General features: G+C 41.0%; 18 protein-coding genes. 4 read left to right on the plus strand and 14 right to left on the minus strand.

The genetic code is table 11. The annotated features are described in order from the left end of the window. Positions 1 to 5: 5 nt before the first annotated feature. The 3 genes from R2Q66_RS07975 to R2Q66_RS07985 all read right to left on the minus strand — a co-directional run bounded on the left by R2Q66_RS07975 (position 6) and on the right by R2Q66_RS07985 (position 1,704). Entirely contained in the window at positions 6 to 344 is a 339-nt protein-coding gene (locus tag R2Q66_RS07975) for a hypothetical protein (protein WP_316747628.1), read from the minus strand. A 281-nt stretch (positions 345 to 625) separates the two neighbouring features. Further along, complete coding sequence (locus tag R2Q66_RS07980) at positions 626 to 1,123, minus strand: hypothetical protein (RefSeq protein WP_316747630.1); 498 nt, start codon at positions 1,121 to 1,123, stop codon at positions 626 to 628. A 200-nt stretch (positions 1,124 to 1,323) separates the two neighbouring features. Continuing rightward, the gene (locus tag R2Q66_RS07985; RefSeq protein WP_316747632.1) at positions 1,324 to 1,704 is read right to left on the minus strand and encodes a DUF1508 domain-containing protein; all 381 of its coding nucleotides are present in this window, start codon (positions 1,702 to 1,704) and stop codon (positions 1,324 to 1,326) included. A gap of 263 nt (positions 1,705 to 1,967) precedes the next feature. Between R2Q66_RS07985 and R2Q66_RS07990 the strand changes: the two genes are divergently transcribed. Further along, entirely contained in the window at positions 1,968 to 2,633 is a 666-nt protein-coding gene (locus tag R2Q66_RS07990; RefSeq protein WP_316747635.1) for a Crp/Fnr family transcriptional regulator, read from the plus strand. Here R2Q66_RS07990 and R2Q66_RS07995 read toward each other — a convergent pair. Both R2Q66_RS07995 and dnaA read right to left on the minus strand, forming a co-directional pair. Continuing rightward, positions 2,620 to 3,312 carry a uracil-DNA glycosylase family protein gene (locus tag R2Q66_RS07995; RefSeq protein ID WP_316747637.1) on the minus strand — a complete coding sequence of 231 codons (693 nt, stop codon included), beginning with the start codon at positions 3,310 to 3,312 and terminating at the stop codon, positions 2,620 to 2,622. The genes R2Q66_RS07990 and R2Q66_RS07995 overlap by 14 nt on opposite strands. 90 nt (positions 3,313 to 3,402) lie before the next feature. Continuing rightward, complete coding sequence (gene dnaA, locus R2Q66_RS08000) at positions 3,403 to 4,836, minus strand: chromosomal replication initiator protein DnaA (protein WP_316747639.1); 1,434 nt, start codon at positions 4,834 to 4,836, stop codon at positions 3,403 to 3,405. A 290-nt stretch (positions 4,837 to 5,126) separates the two neighbouring features. Here dnaA and R2Q66_RS08005 point away from each other — a divergent pair, with 290 nt between their 5' ends. Continuing rightward, positions 5,127 to 5,852, plus strand: a complete 726-nt coding sequence (locus tag R2Q66_RS08005) for an AcvB/VirJ family lysyl-phosphatidylglycerol hydrolase (protein WP_316747641.1) — start codon at positions 5,127 to 5,129, stop codon at positions 5,850 to 5,852. 83 nt (positions 5,853 to 5,935) lie between these two features. Further along, complete coding sequence (locus R2Q66_RS08010; protein WP_316747643.1) at positions 5,936 to 7,852, plus strand: ATP-dependent RecD-like DNA helicase; 1,917 nt, start codon at positions 5,936 to 5,938, stop codon at positions 7,850 to 7,852. A 22-nt stretch (positions 7,853 to 7,874) separates the two neighbouring features. Here the strand turns inward: R2Q66_RS08010 and R2Q66_RS08015 are convergent, their stop codons facing one another. The 5 genes from R2Q66_RS08015 to R2Q66_RS08035 all read right to left on the minus strand — a co-directional run bounded on the left by R2Q66_RS08015 (position 7,875) and on the right by R2Q66_RS08035 (position 11,247). Continuing rightward, positions 7,875 to 9,119: an MFS transporter gene (locus R2Q66_RS08015; protein ID WP_316747645.1), complete on the minus strand. Its 1,245-nt coding sequence runs from the start codon at positions 9,117 to 9,119 to the stop codon at positions 7,875 to 7,877. A 64-nt stretch (positions 9,120 to 9,183) separates the two neighbouring features. Beyond that, a complete protein-coding gene (locus R2Q66_RS08020) occupies positions 9,184 to 9,408 on the minus strand; it encodes a hypothetical protein (RefSeq protein WP_316747647.1) in 225 nt (74 codons plus the stop codon). A gap of 33 nt (positions 9,409 to 9,441) precedes the next feature. After that, the gene (locus R2Q66_RS08025; protein ID WP_316747649.1) at positions 9,442 to 10,032 is read right to left on the minus strand and encodes a TetR/AcrR family transcriptional regulator; all 591 of its coding nucleotides are present in this window, start codon (positions 10,030 to 10,032) and stop codon (positions 9,442 to 9,444) included. A gap of 223 nt (positions 10,033 to 10,255) precedes the next feature. Then, positions 10,256 to 10,447 (minus strand): hypothetical protein, encoded by a 192-nt coding sequence (locus R2Q66_RS08030; protein ID WP_316747651.1) that lies wholly within the window; start codon positions 10,445 to 10,447, stop codon positions 10,256 to 10,258. A 329-nt stretch (positions 10,448 to 10,776) separates the two neighbouring features. Then, positions 10,777 to 11,247, minus strand: a complete 471-nt coding sequence (locus R2Q66_RS08035; RefSeq protein ID WP_316747653.1) for a tetratricopeptide repeat protein — start codon at positions 11,245 to 11,247, stop codon at positions 10,777 to 10,779. Positions 11,248 to 11,449: 202 nt separating this feature from the next. Between R2Q66_RS08035 and R2Q66_RS08040 the strand changes: the two genes are divergently transcribed. Beyond that, positions 11,450 to 14,539 carry an AsmA family protein gene (locus tag R2Q66_RS08040; protein WP_316747655.1) on the plus strand — a complete coding sequence of 1,030 codons (3,090 nt, stop codon included), beginning with the start codon at positions 11,450 to 11,452 and terminating at the stop codon, positions 14,537 to 14,539. A 106-nt stretch (positions 14,540 to 14,645) separates the two neighbouring features. On the opposite strand, the gene R2Q66_RS08045 is transcribed toward R2Q66_RS08040, so the two are convergent. The 4 genes from R2Q66_RS08045 to epsC all read right to left on the minus strand — a co-directional run bounded on the left by R2Q66_RS08045 (position 14,646) and on the right by epsC (position 19,644). After that, on the minus strand, positions 14,646 to 16,859 hold the full coding sequence (locus R2Q66_RS08045; RefSeq protein WP_316747657.1) for a GH92 family glycosyl hydrolase: 2,214 nt from the start codon (positions 16,857 to 16,859) through the stop codon (positions 14,646 to 14,648). Positions 16,860 to 17,005: 146 nt separating this feature from the next. Further along, positions 17,006 to 17,866 carry an endonuclease/exonuclease/phosphatase family protein gene (locus R2Q66_RS08050; RefSeq protein ID WP_316747659.1) on the minus strand — a complete coding sequence of 287 codons (861 nt, stop codon included), beginning with the start codon at positions 17,864 to 17,866 and terminating at the stop codon, positions 17,006 to 17,008. A gap of 87 nt (positions 17,867 to 17,953) precedes the next feature. After that, a complete protein-coding gene (cysM, locus tag R2Q66_RS08055) occupies positions 17,954 to 18,826 on the minus strand; it encodes a cysteine synthase CysM (protein ID WP_316747661.1) in 873 nt (290 codons plus the stop codon). A 5-nt stretch (positions 18,827 to 18,831) separates the two neighbouring features. Continuing rightward, a complete protein-coding gene (gene epsC, locus R2Q66_RS08060; protein ID WP_316747663.1) occupies positions 18,832 to 19,644 on the minus strand; it encodes a serine O-acetyltransferase EpsC in 813 nt (270 codons plus the stop codon). Between the last annotated feature and the right edge of the window lie 125 nt (positions 19,645 to 19,769).

The raw sequence follows: 19,769 nt of genomic DNA on the forward strand, positions 1-19,769 counted from the left end.
CAGATTTACATAAAAAGGTTAAAAAAATCAACACTTAAACCCTGGAACTTTCCGGAGATTAGAAAAAGAAAGGAAAACATAAGAAAGTCCAGGATCATCGTCCCCGACCATAAAAAGGTCCTGGAAATACCCAGATTCTGATAATATAAAAACTCTTTAGCTTTGTATTTGCTGATGTAGTACGCTACGATTCCGAGGGTTGCAATTTTGAACCAGATCAGAATGGTCAATGACGGCAGTCCGAGGTAAGCAAACAAGGCTGCACAGGCGATAGAAATCACGAATGTGGCAGGAAAAAACCCAGCGTAAAAAGTCATTAAGAGACGAGGAGACTTGTAATTCATTCCGCTTTTTGAAAAGGATGAACCCCAAATTACAATTATTTAACGAGAAGCTTTAACCCTTTTCAGGAAATCGCCTAAATCCTGAACGAATCGCTTTGGTTGTTCATAATGAATGTTATGCCCTGTATTTTCATAGATTTTATGGTCAATAAATTTTGGGTGCTGTGCTAACTTCATTTGAAACAATTCCATCACGCCCGGGCATATTCCCCATTGTGCTTCGCAATAAAGCATAAAAAAAAGCCCCTCCCGGAGCTTGAATAGTTATTGTACCTAATAAATCAATTTGGGATATTAAATTTCTGTTGATCGTCATGAAACTGTTCGTATCGGGTAGCCGCACCAATTTTCATGATTTCTGCTTTAATTCCTCCCAATTGATCGCCAACTTCAGTAAAGCTGCTGGAAGTTTCATTTGTTAACACATTAAGCTTGCCTTCAATCTTATTTAACCTGTCATCGATTTTACTGAAATTCTCATCCGCTTTCATCGCCACCCCTTCCAGCATTGCACGGGTGCTTAAACTGTAATTTATAAGGCGTAACATGCTATCCTCTATCTTAGTGATCCTATCTTCCATCATTGACATCCTATCCTCTATCAGAGTCATCCTATCTTCTATCATCGTCATCCTATCCTCTATCATTGTCATCCTATCCTCTATCAGAGACATCCTATCCTCTAGCATAGACATCCGCTTATCAATTTTAGGCATCCATTCTAAAATAGACGTCATATTTACCTCTAACCGACCCAGTCTTTCGTTAATTAGCTTCATATTTTCTTTATTAGTTAGACTAACATCTATATTAACATTTATAAAACCTGAGGTTTTGGGATTTATTTATTTACCCATAGCATTGACAGGCGCTAATCTCCTGAAAAGCGGAGGTCGAAATCATGGTCAAAAAAAAAGCAACCCTCCTGCTCTCCGCCGAAGTGTTGCTTAATAGGGAATTTTACGCGCTTTAGAACCGACTATTCAGCCACTAAATCTAATGCTGCGCCTTTGGTTGCACCTTGTGCTACTGCACTCAAATCTTCCAGTTCTGCATCATGGGTATAGCTGCGTACTGCTGCAATACTACGCTCCATATCCAACCAATAGGTATAATAACCACTGCGGCCAAGCACCTGATTATCTGCGTCCTTTAATATAAAAAAAGAACCCTGGTCGTCCGTTTGTCTACTGAAACGCTGTGCAAACTGTGAATTGGATCTTACCAATTCGATTTGCTTTTCGCAGGAAATCTTTGCAACAGTTTTATCTGTACTGCGCAAGACGATATCGCCTGATTTTAGCTTTAGGTTAAAATGGAACTTGTTGTCAAGGTCTTTTATAATCTGAAATTTCGCCATCACTCATGTTAAGTTTACGACTACAAATTTAAGCTCATGAATCAGAAAAAACACACATCCTTGTCAATCGAAAAACTGATAAATATCAACTTCCCTGAAAGAGATTACCTCAACATGACCTTTAATATAGCCCGATTGCAGAAAAAATAGAAGTAACTTTGTCGTATCAAAAAGGATTCAACTTCAAAGATTAGAGAACGAGCATTATGAGCCTAGCCGGTATTTTCCCGATTGATCAATGGAATTTCAAGTCCCAATCTATCATGAAGAGCATTCCTGAAGAAGATCAGGACCGCCTTTATGCCAATATGACGATAGAAAGTTATAACAAAGGGGATGTGATTTTCAAAGAAGGCGCAGTTCCTTCGGGGATATTTTTCATCCAGAAAGGGATTGTCAAGAAGTATAAAGTAGATCGGGATGGCAGGGAACAAATCATGTATGTAGCAGGTACAGGTGAACTGATCGGCTATCATGCGATCCTCTCTGAGGAGCGTTATCCGGACTCTGCATCTGCCATTGAAGACTGCATCATTGCCTTTATTCCTAAAGAAGATTTCCTGGAAGTACTGCACAGTTCGCCGATTTTAACGCAGCGTTTGCTGAAGAATATGAGTCATGAGTATGCGGTCCTAACCAATAACATCTCTGTTTTTACGCAGAGAACGGCAAGGGAAAGAGTAGCCATCACCTTGATTGTATTGAGAGAAAAGTACAAAAATGAGGACTCAAATGAGGAAACGATCAACATTTCCCGAAGCGATTTATCAAATATGGCAGGTATCGCCAAAGAGAACTTAGTGAGAATCCTGAAAGAGTTCAAAAACCTGGGTGTGCTGTTTTCTGAAGGCCGTAAAATCACGATTACCAATATCAAAATGCTGGCAGAGATCTCTAGTTACAGCACTAAAACCCTTAAAATTCGCTAAAAGCACGCAGGTATTTTTCAATATACGCCGACTTCTCTTTTGATTTATACTGCATGATGTACCTTGGATGCTCCAGGGCAACTATCTTTTTGAAGAACTGGTGTGCCTCATTTAGTTTTCTAAAGAAAGTCTCATTCTTACCGGTTCCGAAGCAAAAGCAGACATCCGTTTCAAAGCCCATTTCAATTTGTTTCCGGATATTCTCTACAATAAAAGAGTAAACGGACTTCAACAAAGCCGGACTATCATAATAATTGTAATTGGTTTCCTTCCCGTTCTCCCCCATTTTGGTAAAACCGAGGGGACAAATCGAATGGATATAAAACTGCTGGTAGAACTTTTCTTCACCGCCAAATGCGGCAATCATTTCATAGATATAGGCCGAAGAAGGCTCATGAGTAAGCGGTCCGGCATAGTCGATATGGCAATTTGCCTGTAGTCGCTTGGGATCGGTGAAAGAAATCCCGGTTTGTCCGGAACCAAAATGGCCTGGATTGATGCCGAAGATCAGGTGTCTCGGCTTCGTATCGTTATAATATTTCTGGTAAAACTCCGTAGAGGCGGCTAGTGCAAGCGGGCTCTCTTTAAAGGGATTCATAATGCGGATTCCTTCCGGCAAGGAACCTTTATACTCGATGTGCTGATTAAAAGCGATGATTCTTTCTGCAAAAGTGCTCATCCTTAAAGGTAAAATAATCTGCGAACAAAAAAGCCGGGAATGAAAATCTGTGGCGATTTCTATTCCCGGCTTTTAATATATTTCAAATGACTAGCTCATTTTCAGTTTCTTCTCAATGTCGTTTACATAAGCTCTGAAAGTCTTATCCGTTTGAATCAAATCTTCTACCGTTTGACAAGCATAAATCACTGTAGAGTGATCTCTGCCACCAAAGAAGGCGCCGATAGTTTTCAAAGAAGATTTCGTCATCCCTTTTGATAAATACATAGAGATCTGACGGGCCTGCACGATTTCCCTTTTACGGGTAGGTGCTTTTAATAAATGTACCGGAACCTCAAAGTAGTCACAAACCAGTTTCTGGATATAATCCATAGAAACCTCTTTCGTGGTGTTTTTGATAAAGTTCTTCAACATTGACTTAGCCAGCTGCAAATCAATTTCTTTCTTGTTCATCGTAGATTGTGCCAATAGTGAAACCATTGCACCTTCCAGTTCACGAACGTTGTTGTCGATATTATTGGCTACATATTCTACTACTTCATCAGGAAGATCGATTCCGTCAGCATACATTTTCTTTCTTAAGATCGCGATTCTGGTTTCTAATTCAGGGATCTGAAGATCTGCTGAAAGGCCCCATTTGAAACGACTCAATAAGCGTTCCTCTAAACCTGTAAGGTCTTTTGGAGACTTATCAGAAGTGATAATGATTTGCTTACCTGATTGGTGTAAATGGTTGAAGATGTGGAAGAAGATATCCTGAGTTTTCTCTTTTCCGGCAAAGTTGTGAATATCATCCATGATGATCACGTCCATTGCCTGATAGAAATTCACGAAATCATTGATGGTATTGTTTTTCAATGATTCTACAAACTGCTGACAGAACTTTTCACATGATAAGTAGATCACTAACTTATCAGGAAGGTTTTGTCTGATTTCATTTCCAATCGCCTGAGCCAGGTGGGTTTTTCCCAAACCTGAAGCACCATAGATCATTAAAGGGTTGAATGAAGTTGCACCAGGTTTTGCCGCTACCGCATGTCCTGCCGAACGGGCAAGGCGGTTACAGTCGCCCTCTACAAAAGTATCAAACGTATAGTTTGAGTTCAGTTGTGGATCAACGTTCATCTTTTTCAATCCCGGAATCACAAATGGATTCTTAATGTCTCTGTTCACATTTACAGGAACCGGCATAGATTGTTTCCTGTTAGTTGAAGACATGCTTCCGTTTGAAGGCATATTAGTCGTATAAGGTAGTGCTCCATTTGTAGATTTATCTACCACTATATTATACTCTAAACGTCCTTCTGCGCCAAGTTGTTGTTTAACCGTTTTACGTAATAATGCCACGTAATGCTCTTCTAGCCACTCGTAGAAGAACAAACTAGGTACTTGTACAGTTAAAACGCTGCCATCCAGCTTAAGGGCTGATATCGGTTCGAACCAGGTCTTGAAGCTCTGGGCCGGGATATTATCCTTTATGATTTGGAGACAGTTATTCCATACTTGGGTACAAGTGTTTTGCATAGGTTCTCTTTAATTTTACGATTTTAAAAATCAAAACAGCGAATGGATCCGTTGTTTTGGGAGTGCGAAGATCATAAATTTTACTAACATTGAGGTGGAAAATTTCACCTTTTTCCTAACTCGCTCATTAGTAAATTCATACGGAGGTGATAACTTATTCCGACTGTGGATAACTACAAGATATCCACAAATAAAGATTTCCACATTTGAGCGTTTGGAGGAATTTTGCTCTAAATTACATTATTAAAATGAGATACCCTGAGCTAAATCAGAAAGAATAAAAGGAACAAATGGATCATTTGAAAACTGTAGTTCTGGTGACTGCGCTACTCCTGCTTTCAGGTTGTGGATTGTTTTTACGCAACCGGAAAACCCAACATGCAGGGATAGAAAAGTACGATTACGACCTCCCTGTGATACTTTATACCAGTACGGTACCGGAGTCTAAGCGCCTGGTCTTCCTGTTTTCAGGAGATGGAGGCTGGCTGGACTTTGAAGATGAACTAGCCGCTCAGTTTGCACAGAAGGGCTTTAATACCGTCGGTTTCAACACCAGAAACTACTTTTGGGAACAGCGTACACCGGAAGAGCTGGCCAAACATTTGTTACTCCTGTTGAGAACCTACCAGATGAAGTACCATGCGACTGAAATTTACCTCTGTGGCTATTCCTTTGGCGCTGATGTGATCCCCTTCGCCTATAACCGCCTTCCCTTCCGCGCCAAAAGAAGAATTGCCGGCATCCAGCTCTGCTCCCCTTTTGCAACGAGCGATTTTAAAGTCCGCAAAGTAGACCTCCTCAATCTTGGCGGAGACGACAAACCTTACAAGGTGATTCCGGAGCTGCAAAAGATTTCCATCCCTATCCTGTGTTATTACGGAGCAGATGAAAATCCGAAAGCCCTAAAAGACATGAAGCTGAAAAACTTCAAACTGATCCTCGTCCCAGGTACACATAGCTATGAATCCGTTGCCAGTCAAATGATTGTGTCCGGACTCTTGCAGATGACACCTTGATATCAAGATATAATGATCTCTAAAACATGGAATGATTGCCTTTAATGGGCATGATTTACGAAATTTAGGCTAAATTTGTCCCCATGAGTACTGTGGATTCCGCCAATGAAATTTTTGACAATGTCATCTCCTTTATCGAATATACCAATCAAAGCATCTTCCTGACCGGGAAAGCCGGAACCGGGAAAACGACTTTATTAAGAAAAATAAAAGAGACGACTGCGAAAAAGACGGTGATCGTTGCACCTACCGGTGTTGCGGCCATGAATGCCAAAGGTGTAACCATCAATTCCCTGTTTCAACTGCCTCCGGGCTCTTTCTTTCCGGGTGATGTAAACCTGGCCAGCTTAAGAGCTGGTGTAGTGTCTATCAAAAGTCTCCTTACAGAACTCAACTATTCAAAAGAAAGAAAAACATTATTGATGGAGCTGGAGCTGATGATCATTGATGAGGTGTCTATGGTGCGCTGTGACGTGATCGATGCAGTGGATGCGATACTCAGGATGGTCAGGAAAAATGATGCGCCCTTCGGTGGCGTACAGCTCTTATTGATCGGAGATCTTTTTCAATTGCCACCGGTCACTAAAAGAGAAGACTGGGAGTTGCTGAGTAAGATCTACCCTTCTCCTTATTTCTTTGAAGCCACAGTGGTGAAGCAAAATCCTTTATTACAGGTGGAGCTGAAACAGGTATTCCGACAAACGGAACCGGAATTTGTGGACATTCTGAATGACATCAGGAACAATCAGATCGGCGATGAAAGACTCGCGGTTTTAAACCAGCGCTTTGATCCTGCCTTTAAACAGGCCGAAGGTTCTAACCACATTATCATTACTTCTCATAATGCAGAAGCCAATACCATCAACAATGAGAAAGCAGATGAGCTGGAAGGCGAAGATTTTGTTTTCGAAGGTCAGGTAGAAGGTACTTTTAGTGCACAGGTATTACCGGTGGAGCAATCTTTACGCCTCAAAATAGGCGCACAAGTGATGTTCATTAAAAACGATACGGGCGAGGACCGGAAGTTTTATAATGGTAAAATTGGAAAAGTAAAATCAATCAAAGGAGAAGAAATCTATATCTCTTTTCCGGATGAGGAAGAAGATTTACTATTAGAAAGATCATCATGGCAATCATTTGAATACAAAGCGAATGAAAACAATGCCATTGTACAGCAACAGGTAGGTGAGTTTTTTCAATTCCCGATCAAATTGGCCTGGGCCGTAACTATTCATAAAAGTCAGGGCTTAACTTTCGACAGTGCCATTATCGATGCCGGAAACTCTTTTGTGTCTGGTCAGGTTTACGTGGCATTAAGTAGAGTGAGGACTTTAAACGGTCTGATTCTCCGTTCTAAGATCAATAAAGAAAGTCTGCGTTCCAATATCGAGGTCTTAAATTACATGAAGATTGGCAATGTGGATTCCTTATCGGATTTCCTTGCTGCTGCTCAGGAAAGATATATCATTCATTTGTTCAGCAGTGCTTTTTCTTTTAATGAACTGACGGAATCATTTGACAAGTTAAGTGCAGACCATGAGATCATGAAATCAACTGATCCGGAATTCCGTTCGATGATCGGTAACCTGAGCCGCTCTATTGAAGCGCTTCAGGAGGTTTCCATTCGTTTTCAATCTCAGCTGAGACAACTGCAAAAAGAACATGGTTTGAAAGACCCTATGGCCATTCATACCAGAATGGATGCGGCCTATAATTACTTTGCCAAGGAACTGACTTTACAGGTGATCAATCTTTTGAATAAACATATCCGTACGAAACCGAAAAACAAATCAGATCAGAAACTGGTGGCTTTGTTTACACAACATCGTTTGGTAGCAGATCATAAGATTTTCAAAATACGGGCAGCGACCGAGATTGCCGCGAAAGCTGAAAACTGGGAAAATCAACATGAGCTGATGAAGAAGATTCAGGATCTTTTGAAAAAGAAAATGAACACGCCTGGTGCGACACAAAATGCCACCACCATGCAATTGTTCTAAGGCTTTTCTTTTAAGATTTGTCTTAGGCCTGTCCTTTCTTTTTCACCATGATGTTTACACGGTACACGAAGAAAGCACAAATTAAGATCAGTACCGAAACGATGATTCCTAAGGTATCGTAATGTTGCAGCGGACTACTTTTCGTTTCCTGTGTCACAATTAATCCGGCACAAAGAGCAGCGATACCGCCTGCAACTTGTTGCATTGAGGCATTTACGCTCATGAACGCTCCCCTATCCTGCTGATCCGGAATACTCATCGTTAAGGTCGTTGCCGGAATCATTCTGCTCATGATGCCCATAAAAAGAACCATGTTTAAGACCACAACCTGCCATAATGGAATTGGTGTCAGATTGGTATAAATCAGGATCATGACTATGGCAAGTAAGGAGCCTGCACAAAATATCATAAACTTATCCAGCTTATCACTCAATTTCCCGATCAGGGGCATAATGATGATGGAACCGATTCCGGTAAACATAAACACCATCGGCAGTTCTTCCTGACTGATATTGATGTTATTGATCAGGTAAGCACTTCCAAAGGGCATCAGCATGAAACCACCGACACTTAAAGAGGCTGTGGCGAGAAATCCGGTTTGATAAGAAGGATTAGATACGGCATGCCAGAGGTGTAAAAAGGGGTTTTTATCGGATTGAATGGCCAGGTGTTTGTCGATTGGTTTCACTTTAAAGACAACCGTAAGGGCGATAGCAACTGCCAGGATTACAATCATGTAGAAGGCGGCATGCCAGCCCCAGATATTGGCCAGATAAAGGCCGATAGGAATTCCTAAAATCTGACTGGCGGCAAAGGCCATTTGCACAAATCCCATCACTCTTCCGCGCTGGTGGACGGCAAAAAGATCGGTTACGATAGTCATGGAAATCGCGCCGATAACGCCGCCAAAGAGGCCGGTTACAATTCTGGCACCCAACAGCATTTCGTAGGTGGTAGACATGGCGCAGCATAAAGTTCCTACGATAAATCCGGTGTAAAAAAACAACAACAGCTTCTTACGGTCGAATTTGTCGGCAAAACCGGCTGCCAGAATTCCTGAAGCACCGGCGCTAAAAGCGTAAGAAGAAACCACAAGGCCGAAACCTTTCGGGGTAATTGTCAAAGATTTCATCAGAAAATCGCCCAATGGGGCAAGTACCATGAAATCCAGCACGATGGTAAATTGTAATAAAGCCAGTAAGACAATGACAAGTTTTTGATAACCAGAAAACGGTGGGGCAATCTGGCTGGGTATCGTTTGATCCATTATAATTTGGAGGTTTTAATTATTGAAGCTGGGGGTCTATCGGATATGCTGAGGCCCCCTGAATTTAAGTTAGTTCTTCGCATTGGTAACCATGCTGGCTTACCAGGGCAATCACATCGTTTAATTGCAACTCATTTGAAACTATTCTGAGTACACAATCCACGTCTTCCTGATCTACGGTCCAGTGGTTAATTTCATGCTTTTGCATCAGTTGCGTCATAAATTGTTTGTCACTTTCCGTGCGGATATTTGTTTTAAATAGCAACACGCTTAATCCATTAATTTCCATGTTGGTGAGTTGTTTTTTTAATAGGTTGGTAGGTTATTTTTTAAATGCTTTCAATACTAAATCAAAACTGCTCCAGAGGATTTCATCGGTCAGGATGAAGGGCCTGCCGCCAATGCTGCGTCCCTCATTATGAAAACGAACCAGCGCATACAGCGGGCCAAAAGCGACCGACCAATAGGTTTCCATAGGCATCTCATCGATTTCTCCTTTTGCTACCGCCTTGTCCATAAAGACACCAAGGGTTTGTTTAAAGGTTTCTGTCATGGATTCGAAAATCTTTTCCTGATAGGTGGAGGTTCTCAACTGTTCAATCATTTTGCAGGACAAAGGGTTTTCCAACATACTCTTTGCGCGATGTTTCCATTGATGTCTCAATCCATCGGCAAAAGAAAAGTCCGGATCAAAGCCTTCCAGCATCATTGCGCTCAGTTTTTTGGTTTCTTCGAGACCGATCTGGAGGATCAGGTCGTCCTTATCTTTATAGTAAATGTATAAAGTGGCCACAGAAATACTGCATGATTTCGCTAGTTTAGCCATGGTAAAGCCTTCAAAACCGACTTCCACCAATAGTTCCACCGCTTTCGCTTTAACCAACTCTATTTTATTTACGTCTCTGATTCTCATGGATTGCTGATCTTGTTCTTCCCCTTTCAGACCTTATTCATTGTTTGTCCTTAGCTTTTCTGACCTTATTCTTAGGTTTTTCTGATTGGGCTGCAAATGTAAATGAATATTCATTTAGTTATGATAAAAGATTAAAAAAAATGATTGGCTATAAAAAAACCCGGCGCTTTACAGGCCAGGTTAGTTCATTTGATACTTTAAGCTGTATCTTTTTAGCTATTTCTTATCCCTCAATGGCTTCTGCAAGACTAGAGCCATCCTTGGTTAGTACTTCAAAATGATTGTCTTTTGACAACTTTAATAACTGATGGATGAAGGCCGTAGCATTAGGATAAACGGTCTTATCAAACTTTAAAATAGTTTCAATCTTATTTACTGCATTTACATACTCGTCAATTACTTCTTTTTGATTCATAACGTTTTTGTTTTTAAGGTGAGATTTGACTAAGGAGACACAAAATCCAAGCCAGGGCGATTTGTTTTTGTATCATATTCCTGTTACGCTTTCGGGAAACTCTTTAGTTGATTATCCAGGGCGTTTTTAGGGGTATAAAACTTAGCATGAGAATATTACGCTGATCAGCTCTTCTTTAAACTGTCTGCTAAAGCACTCATCAAAAGAAAGGAATCATAAGAAGGGAACTGCGGGCAGTATATACCAAAAATGATTCAAACCTCCCTACGTATAAACCGTATACTCCGGGAAATTTGAATCATTTGAAAATACTATTGCAATACTTAAGATTAAGCTTGTGCAGTTAAATCTGCATTGGCTTTTAAGAATTCAAAATACTTGTCTTCTTCACCATAAAAGATACCATCTGGTTCTAATAAGTAAGCTTTCAAAAGATAAGCTTTAGCTTTTTCTTTATCGCCTTGCTCCAGGTAACATTCTCCTAAACGCAACATGATGAAAGGATTAGTATCTACATCTTCTTTGGTATTGCTTTTTGCAGTTTCGAAGAAGCTCAGTGCGGTTTTGAAATCATCCTGAAGAAAGTAAGCATCTCCAATAGAAGCATTTAACCAAACACTTTGTATATATTGATTCTGAGGCTCAGGAATTAAAGCTAAAGCTTCTTCCCAGGCTGCGATGGCACTATCAAAATCATCCTCATCAATATATTCATTTCCACTTTCTGAAAGCTTTAGGATTTCATCCGCTACCTCGGTAGAAAGCTCAGGGGCTGCACCCGTTACTTTTTCTTCACTCATAATCTTATCTTTAAATTTTCAGGCATCACAGAATGCCCGTTACAATTACAATATTCGGCTTTTTTTGGGGGAATCCCATTCTCCAGCAGATTTTCTCTATTAATTTCGGCTGGATATCCCTAAATACACCCGATTTACCGATATGTTTTTAAGCTATAAAGAATTACCTTTGGCCGCTTAATACATTAACATACAAACAAGTTTGAAAAAAGTTCTTAAAATTGCGGGAATAACGCTTTCCGCTATCGTATTGCTCTTATTTATTACCCCCTATCTGATGCCTAAAACCATTTCCCGTACGGTGGAAAAATGGGTGAACGGAAATATCAAAGGAGAAGTCAGGTTTGAAGACAGTAGTCTTTCGTTTTTCAGACATTTTCCTTCCTTAACATTAAGTCTGCATAATTTTACGCTAAAAGGCTCTGCTCCATTCGAGAAGGACACTTTATTGTACACCAAAGAGCTTGCTTTCCGGGTAGATCTGAGTACGGTTTTCTCTAATGAGATTAAAATTGATCAGGTTTTTATCAATGAGGCCAATATCAATGTGAAAGTAGATGAAAAAGGAAATGCCAATTACAATGTGTATGAAAGCAAACCAGATACGACACAACAAGCAACAGAAAGCAGTAATACTGCGATTAAAATCGAAGGGATCTTCATTAAAAAGAGTAACCTGAGTTATAACGATCAATCTGTACCGATGTTGATCAGCGCGAAAGGGCTAAATTATTCCGGACAAGGCGATTTTAGCAAAGCGATCTTTGATTTGAAAAGTCAGGCCAATATTGACAGTCTGGATGTGGTTTATGCCGGTTCTCCTTACTTATTGGGTAAAAAGATCAATGCTAAATTGCTGACGAAAATCAATACCAATTCCCTGGATTTGATGTTTGATGAAAATGATTTACAAATCAACTCTTTACCTATTCATTTTGTAGGCCGTTTCTCCTTCATTAAAGATGGTTACGACATCAACTTTAAAACCAAGGCTAAAGAAACTGACCTTCATAATATCTTTTCGGCTTTGCCTGCTGCAATTGCCAACCGCGTAGAAAAAACAAATATCAAGGGTTACGCAGAAATCGAGGCTTCTTTAATCGGTAAATATCTGGCCAAAAGTAACACCATGCCTACCGCGACTTTCAACATGAAAATTCGCGACGGACAGATTTCCAACCCTAAGGCACCTGAGTCTATCAGTAAATTATACCTGAATTTACAAACCCGTTTACCCAGCTTAAATATGGATAGTCTGACCGTTAATATGGACAGCTTATATTTCAATATGGGTAAAGATTATGTGAGTTCTGTTGTGAAATTAAATGGTTTGGTGACGCCAGAAATCTATATCAAGACGCATGCTTCTATAGATCTGGAGAAATGGGGCAAGATTTTTAGCCTGGATCTGATCAGAGGTCATTACGATTTCGACTTACATGCTGATGGTAAATACAGTAAAAAAGTGGTTAGAAGCGGCATTAGAAAAGTGGATACCGTGATTGCTACCATCCCTAAATTCCAGCTGACTTCTAAAGTGAGCAATGGTTATTTCAAATTTGCTTCCTTACCTGCCGCGATTGACAAAATCAATTTCAGTATCAATGGAAGTAATCCGGATGGGAATTACAAAAACACCAAACTAGACATCAGCGAGATCAATATACAGGCACTGAGTAGTTATATCAGAGGATCGGCAAAACTGCAAACCGCAGAAAACATGCCGGTTGATGTGCAACTCAAATCTATGGTCAACTTTGCAGAAATCAAGAATTTCTATCCTTTAAAGGATTTGGAATTGGATGGTCAGCTGAAGGTAGACCTGCAAAGTAAAGGCGGTTACAATAAGCTTAAAAAGCTATTCCCCGTAACTACAGCATCGATTCAACTGGCAAATGGCAGAATTAAAACGGCACATTTCGACCAGCCTTTAGAGCAAATCGTGATTGATGCGGATCTGGTAAACAAAGACGGTAAATTAAAAGGTACGCAGTTAAATATCAAACCTATCTCTTTCCAGATGGCCGGACAGCCTTTTATGCTGAAAGCTGAGGTGAAGAATTTCGAGAATGTGGCCTATAACATCAGTTCAAAAGGAACGATTGACATTGGGAAAATGTACCAGTTATTTGCCATCAAAGGATATCAGGTGAAAGGCTCGATTTTCACGAATGTTTCTTTTAAAGGATTACAAAGCGATGCGATGAATGGTCGTTATCATAAATTGAATAACCGTGGTCGCGTGGTGGTGAAATCACTGAACCTGGAATCGGATATGTTCCCGAAAACATTCCTGATTAAAAACGGGGTATTCTCTTTTGCGCAGGATAAGATGAAGTTTGAAAACTTTCAGGCCAGTTATGGTCAGTCTAACATCAGCTTGAAAGGTCATCTGGGCAATGTAATCAATTACGCCCTGTCTGATCAGGCAAAACTAACCGGAAACTTTACGATGCAAACCAAGGCCTTGTATGCGGATGAGTTTATGGCCTATAATGGCGTTCCTGTAGAAGCAAGCGGCAAACCGATGGCTAGTAATGGCGTGATCATCATTCCGGACAACCTGAATGTGGAAGTTAACGCAAATGCGGGCACTGTTTATTACAATGACCTGAAAATTAAAGATGCAAAAGGCACCCTGGCACTAAACAACGGGGTTATGTCTTTAAAGCAGGCTAGTTTTAACATGATTGATGCGCCGGTTGTCATGGATGCGACGTATAAGAGTTTAAGTCCTAAATCAGCAATTTTCGACTATCATTTGACAGCCAAAGAATTCGACATTGCGAAAGCTTATAAAGAGATCAAATTGTTCCGTGAACTGGCTACTTCTGCCGGAAAAATGAAAGGGGTAATCGGTTTAGATTATCAGCTTTCCGGTAAACTGAACAAAGATATGTTCCCTGTTTTCCCTTCGCTAAAAGGTGGCGGTGTGCTTTCTCTAAAGAAAATCAGCATGAGCGGATTTAAGTTGATGAATGCGGTAGGAAAAGCCACAAGACGCGATAGTTTAAATAATCCGGATCTTTCGGAGGTTAACATTAAAACCACGATCAATAACAACATCATTACGATTGAAAGGTTCAAAATGCGTGTTGCAGGATTCAGACCTCGTTTTGAAGGTCAGGTGAGCTTTGATGGCAGGTTAAACTTAAGCGGCAGATTAGGTCTCCCTCCTTTCGGATTGATCGGCATTCCATTGAGCATTACCGGAACTCAGGATAAACCAAAGGTTGCACTCAAAAGAAACAAAGACGCGAAACTGGAAGAAACTGAAGACGAGGGAGAATAACAATCCCTGGTTAACCAGAATGATTTTGACCTTATAAAAAAGCCTCCGAAAAGTATTTAAACTTTTCGGAGGCTTTTCTTTTTCAATAACGGATGAGCAGAACCTTTTATAAAGATTTTGGTCGGTCTGCGGGATTTACACCCCAGGTTTTAGAAGGTTTGCTGCCCATAAACAAGGTCAGCGTTGCACCTGCAACTAAATCCTTGTGCAACAGGTAAGATTTCTTGTAAGGCTTACCATTCAACATTGCTTTCTGAATGTATTTATTATGCTTGCTGTTATTGATAGTTTTCAATTGAAACTTCTTGTTCCCTGGTAACTCAATTACCGCCTCATTTACAATAGGGGAACCGAAAACATAAACTCCATTGGCAGGATTAACCGGGTAAAAGCCCATGGCAGAAAACACATACCAGGCAGACATCTGACCTAAATCCTCATTCCCACATAGTCCGTCCGGCTTATTGGTATATAAAGAGTCCGTGATCTTACGTACCAGATCTGCGGTTTTCCATGGTTGTCCGGCAAAAGCATATAAATAAGGAATGTGGTGATTAGGCTCATTTCCCTGCGCATACTGGCCAATTAAGCCCGTAATATCCGGTGAACCGCCTTCTCCCATTTCAGAACTCATGCTAAATAAGGTATCTAGTTTTTTGGTAAAAGGACGTTCACCACCAAATAAAGCGATCAATCCTTCAGGATCCTGAGGAACTAACCAGGTATATTGCCAGGCGTTTCCTTCGGTATAGTCATCTTCACGGTGTTTCGAAGAAACCGGGTTGAAAGGCGTACGCCATTGGCCGTTTTCCAGTTTACCACGCATGAAATTAGTTTGGGTATCAAAATATTTGCTGTACAATTTCGCACGCGCAGAGAAGTATTTATAATCGGCCTCTTTGCCCATTTTCTTCGCCATTTGGGCGATGCTCCAATCGTCGATGGCATATTCCAGACCTTTGGCAACAGACTCAATGACGCGTTCAGAAGGAATGTATTCCAGCTTTGCTGCATAATCAATACCTTCTACTTTTTGCATCGCAGAATGCTTGATTGCTTCGTAAGCCAGATCCACATCAAAGCCTTTAAATCCTTTCAGGTAAGCATCCACAATAATCGGGACCGCATGGTATCCAATCATCGTATTTGTTTCATTTCCCATCAAATGCCATACTGGTAATTTACCTTGCTGCTGATAAATCGCTAAGAAAGAGTTGACCACATCCGACACTTTATCCTGGTGTAGGATCGTAAATAAAGGGTGGTAAGCACGGTAAGTATCCCAAAGAGAAAAGGTGGTATAGTTGGTAAATCCAGGGTTATGGTATACCTTTTTATCGGTTCCTCTGTAATCGCCATTCACATCATCAAATATAGACGGCGCGATCATGGTATGGTATAAAGCGGTATAAAAGGTCTTTTTAGTCTCTTCATCGGCAGTGATCTTTACTTTCGACAGTTCCTTTTCCCATTTATGATCCGCGGCTTTGTGTACCTGATTGAAATCCCAGCCCGGAATTTCGGCAGCGATATTGGCTAACGCATTTTCGTAACTCACCGGAGAAAGTCCGACTTTAAGCTTTAAGACTGCCTGATTAATCGCGTCGAAATGCAAAACAGCTTTTACTCCTTTACCTTTCAATTCTTTATCATTTTTCATCATGCTACTGCTGTCAGATAGTGCTAAAGAAGTCAGTGGCTGAGACAGTTTTACGGCAAAATACAGGCGTTGGTCATTGGCCCATCCTTTAGAAAGACGGTACCCTACCAGCGTAGTTGCATCTAACTGTTTCACATAAGTTTCTACCGGAGTATCCCATCCTAAACCTGCTTTGAGGTCTAACATGACATGGGGTTGAGTCTGCTCTTTTTCGAAAGTGTATTGGTGAAAACCTACCCTTTCAGAACTGGTCAATTCTGCTTTAATCTTGTATTTATCCAGCATCACGCTGTAATATCCTGCTTTCGAAACCTCATGGTCATGAGAAAAAGTAGACACATAATTCTGTTGTGCAGGACCTGTGGCCGGCATCACCAGAATATCATTCAGGTCGCCGATTCCGGTACCACTCAAATGAGTATGTGAGAAACCAATAATGGTATTACTGGCATAATTGTAACCGCTACACCAGTCCCAACCACCAAAAACATTAGTTGGGCCCAGCTGAACTGCACCGAAAGGGACGTTAGCGCCAACAAACACGTGGCCATGAGCCGCAGAGCCAATGTGTGGATCTACGTATCTGGTAAGTCCGTTTTGAGCAAAAACCTGCCCTACAGTAAGCAGCATGCCCAGAAACAAAAGGTATTTACGCTTCATTATTTCTTAGTATATAGTAAGTGAATATAGTCCCGAATATACAAATATTTGTCGTCCGGAAAACTTATCTACGCCTACATCGACAAAAAAAACCGAGCTATAACCTAAAGCTATATCTATTTAGCAATAAAAATAAGCCCTGGAGCTTAGTCGGCAGGAACTGCCAGTAAAATACTCAAAGGATAATGATCAGACAGCTGATCGGTCACCGCATCTTTCACCATAATTGGTTTCGTTGCGCTTTTCTGCAAATCGGAAGAAACAAAGATATAATCGATTCTTTCTTTTGAGGAATCCGGAACCGGGCCGAAAACCAGGCTGGGATAACTAAAATTGAAACCTTTGACTTTCATAGACCAGGTATCTACAAAACCTTTCTGAATCAGGTAAGCAGGCACTTCATAATCGAGTTGGCCATTGCTGGTATTACTCAGTTTACTCGTACTATCGCTGCTCAACATCGGCGTTAAACGGCCATGTCGGTTATAACTCATGCTGTCTGTTGCCGCAAGGCTATTCATATCACCCAGAATCAGGGTCTTTTTGGAGATAGACCAGCGTTCCAGGCTATCGGTTATAGTAGCCACCTCTTCCCTCCTTTTCTCATGGCGAAAAGGCGATAAATGAACCACTACGAAATTGAAGTCTTTAATTTTTGCAGCCATAAAACCATGGTGCATCCCTTCAATTACTCTTTTGACATCAGTGATTGGATACTTCGAAGAAATACCGACGGCATAACCTTTTTCTTTAGCCAGAGCAGTATAAGGATGGCCAATTGCTGCTCCTAATCCCTGTAATTCTGCTGTAGTAATATTTACCAGTTCCTGATAAGCAATGACATCGGCTTGCTGAACTTTTGCCCATTCCACGAACCGCGCTTTACGGTCGGCCTCAGACTCGAAATAATTGTAAACGTTATAAGAAATGATTTTGAGTGCTGTTTGGGCTTGTAACAACTGTGCAGTACTGAACAGCAAAAAAAGAAAAAGGATAATTCGCTTCATATCGCCTAAAATAGGAGAATATTTAGAGAATGATCCATTTCCTTTTGAAAATTATGCGGTTTCTTATGAAAAAAGAAGGGAAATTAACTAGCCAAAAAGCGGAGAACTTAAATACCGGTCACCCCTGTCGCAGGCAATAAACACGATTAGTCCGGAGCTCAGTTCTTCTGCGAGTCTTAGCGAACAAGCCAGGGCACCGCCGCTACTCATTCCTGCAAAAATCCCTTCCACTTTAGCCAGTTTCCTGGTCATTTCTGTGGCTTCATCCTGAGAAACATCCATCACGCGATCTACTCTGGAAGCGTCAAATATCGCAGGCAGGTATGCTGCCGGCCATCTCCGGATTCCAGGGATAGAAGACTCTTCAGTTGGCTGACAACCTACAATTTGTATCTCCGGATTCTGCTCTTTTAAGAACATAGAATTTCCCATGATACTCCCCGTAGTCCCCATAGAGCTCACAAAATGTGTAATCTGCTGGTTGGTATCTCTCCAGATTTCCGGACCGGTAGTTTTATAATGCGCCAGATAATTGTCTGGATTGGCAAACTGGTTCAACAGGAAATAACCCTCCTGCGTGCCTTTTTCTTCGGCATAATCCCTGCAGGTTTCTATCGATTCCAGCAAGGTCACTTTTGCCCCATAAGCCTCCATAGTCAGGGTGCGCTCTCTGGTAGAATTCAAAGGCATCACCAATTCAATCTCTATCTCATAAATACTGGCGATCATGGCCAATGCGATTCCTGTATTTCCGCTGGTCGCTTCGATCAGCTTCGTTCCTTTTTTGATGTCTCCGCGTTCTATTGCAGAGCGAATCATGTTCAAAGCGGCCCTGTCTTTTACGCTTCCGCCAGGATTATTACCCTCTAATTTTGCGAAAATCTTCACATTCGGGTTGGTATGTAATTTCTGAATCTCTACTAAAGGCGTATTTCCTACAAATTCTATGATATTTGCCATGATGTTTAGTCTTTTTGTTTGGTATCGATAACTTTAATGGACGATTGGTGATAAACGGTGGAGTTTGAAGGCACCGTTTTGGTAAGCCAGACGTTTCCGCCAATGATGGAATTTTCACCGATTACGGTTTCTCCACCCAGGATGGTTGCCCCCGAATAAATGATCACATGATCTTCAATTGTAGGGTGACGTTTGATATTGGCCATGTATTTTTCTACGCTTAATGCGCCCAGGGTAACCCCCTGATACAACTTCACATGGTTGCCGATAATCGTGGTTTCTCCGATTACGATACCCGTTCCATGGTCAATGTATAAGTATTCTCCGATTTTAGCACCAGGGTGGATGTCAATTCCCGTTTGCGAATGCGCGTATTCTGTCAGGATTCTTGGGATTAAAGGCACTTCAGCAATCAATAAAGCATGCGCAATGCGATACATGGAAATCGCCATAAAACCAGGGTAGCTGCGAATAATCTCAAACTCGCTTTTCGCCGCGGGGTCACCGGTTAAAATAGCTGAAATATCAGTATTCATCTTTCGGTACAACTCCGGCAATCCTTTAAAAAAGCTTTTAGAAATCAGCTCATTATTACAGTGAACGCAGGCTTTTGTCGAATTTAACAGGCTGGTCAACTCTAATTCCAGGGAAGCAAACTGGTGCTGAATTTCCTGCAATGTATATTTCGGAAAGGTAGAACGTTCCGGGTACACCATATTCATCAGATTATTGGCCCATTTGGCAATGATCTCATTAGAAGGCACAGCTTCTACATGGTTCTGTTTATTGAAAATATGAAGATAAAATTCTTCGCTCATCTTAGATTTTATTACTGTTTTGTTTGAATTCGTAAAGGAATGAAAATTATTACAAATAAAAAGAGGAGATAACTGATTTTAAGGCAGAACCTGTCCTTATGACTTAAGGGTTAACAAATTTTAAA

The sequence above is a fragment of the Pedobacter gandavensis genome (genome assembly GCF_032677645.1).
Taxonomy (GTDB): domain Bacteria; phylum Bacteroidota; class Bacteroidia; order Sphingobacteriales; family Sphingobacteriaceae; genus Pedobacter; species Pedobacter gandavensis_A.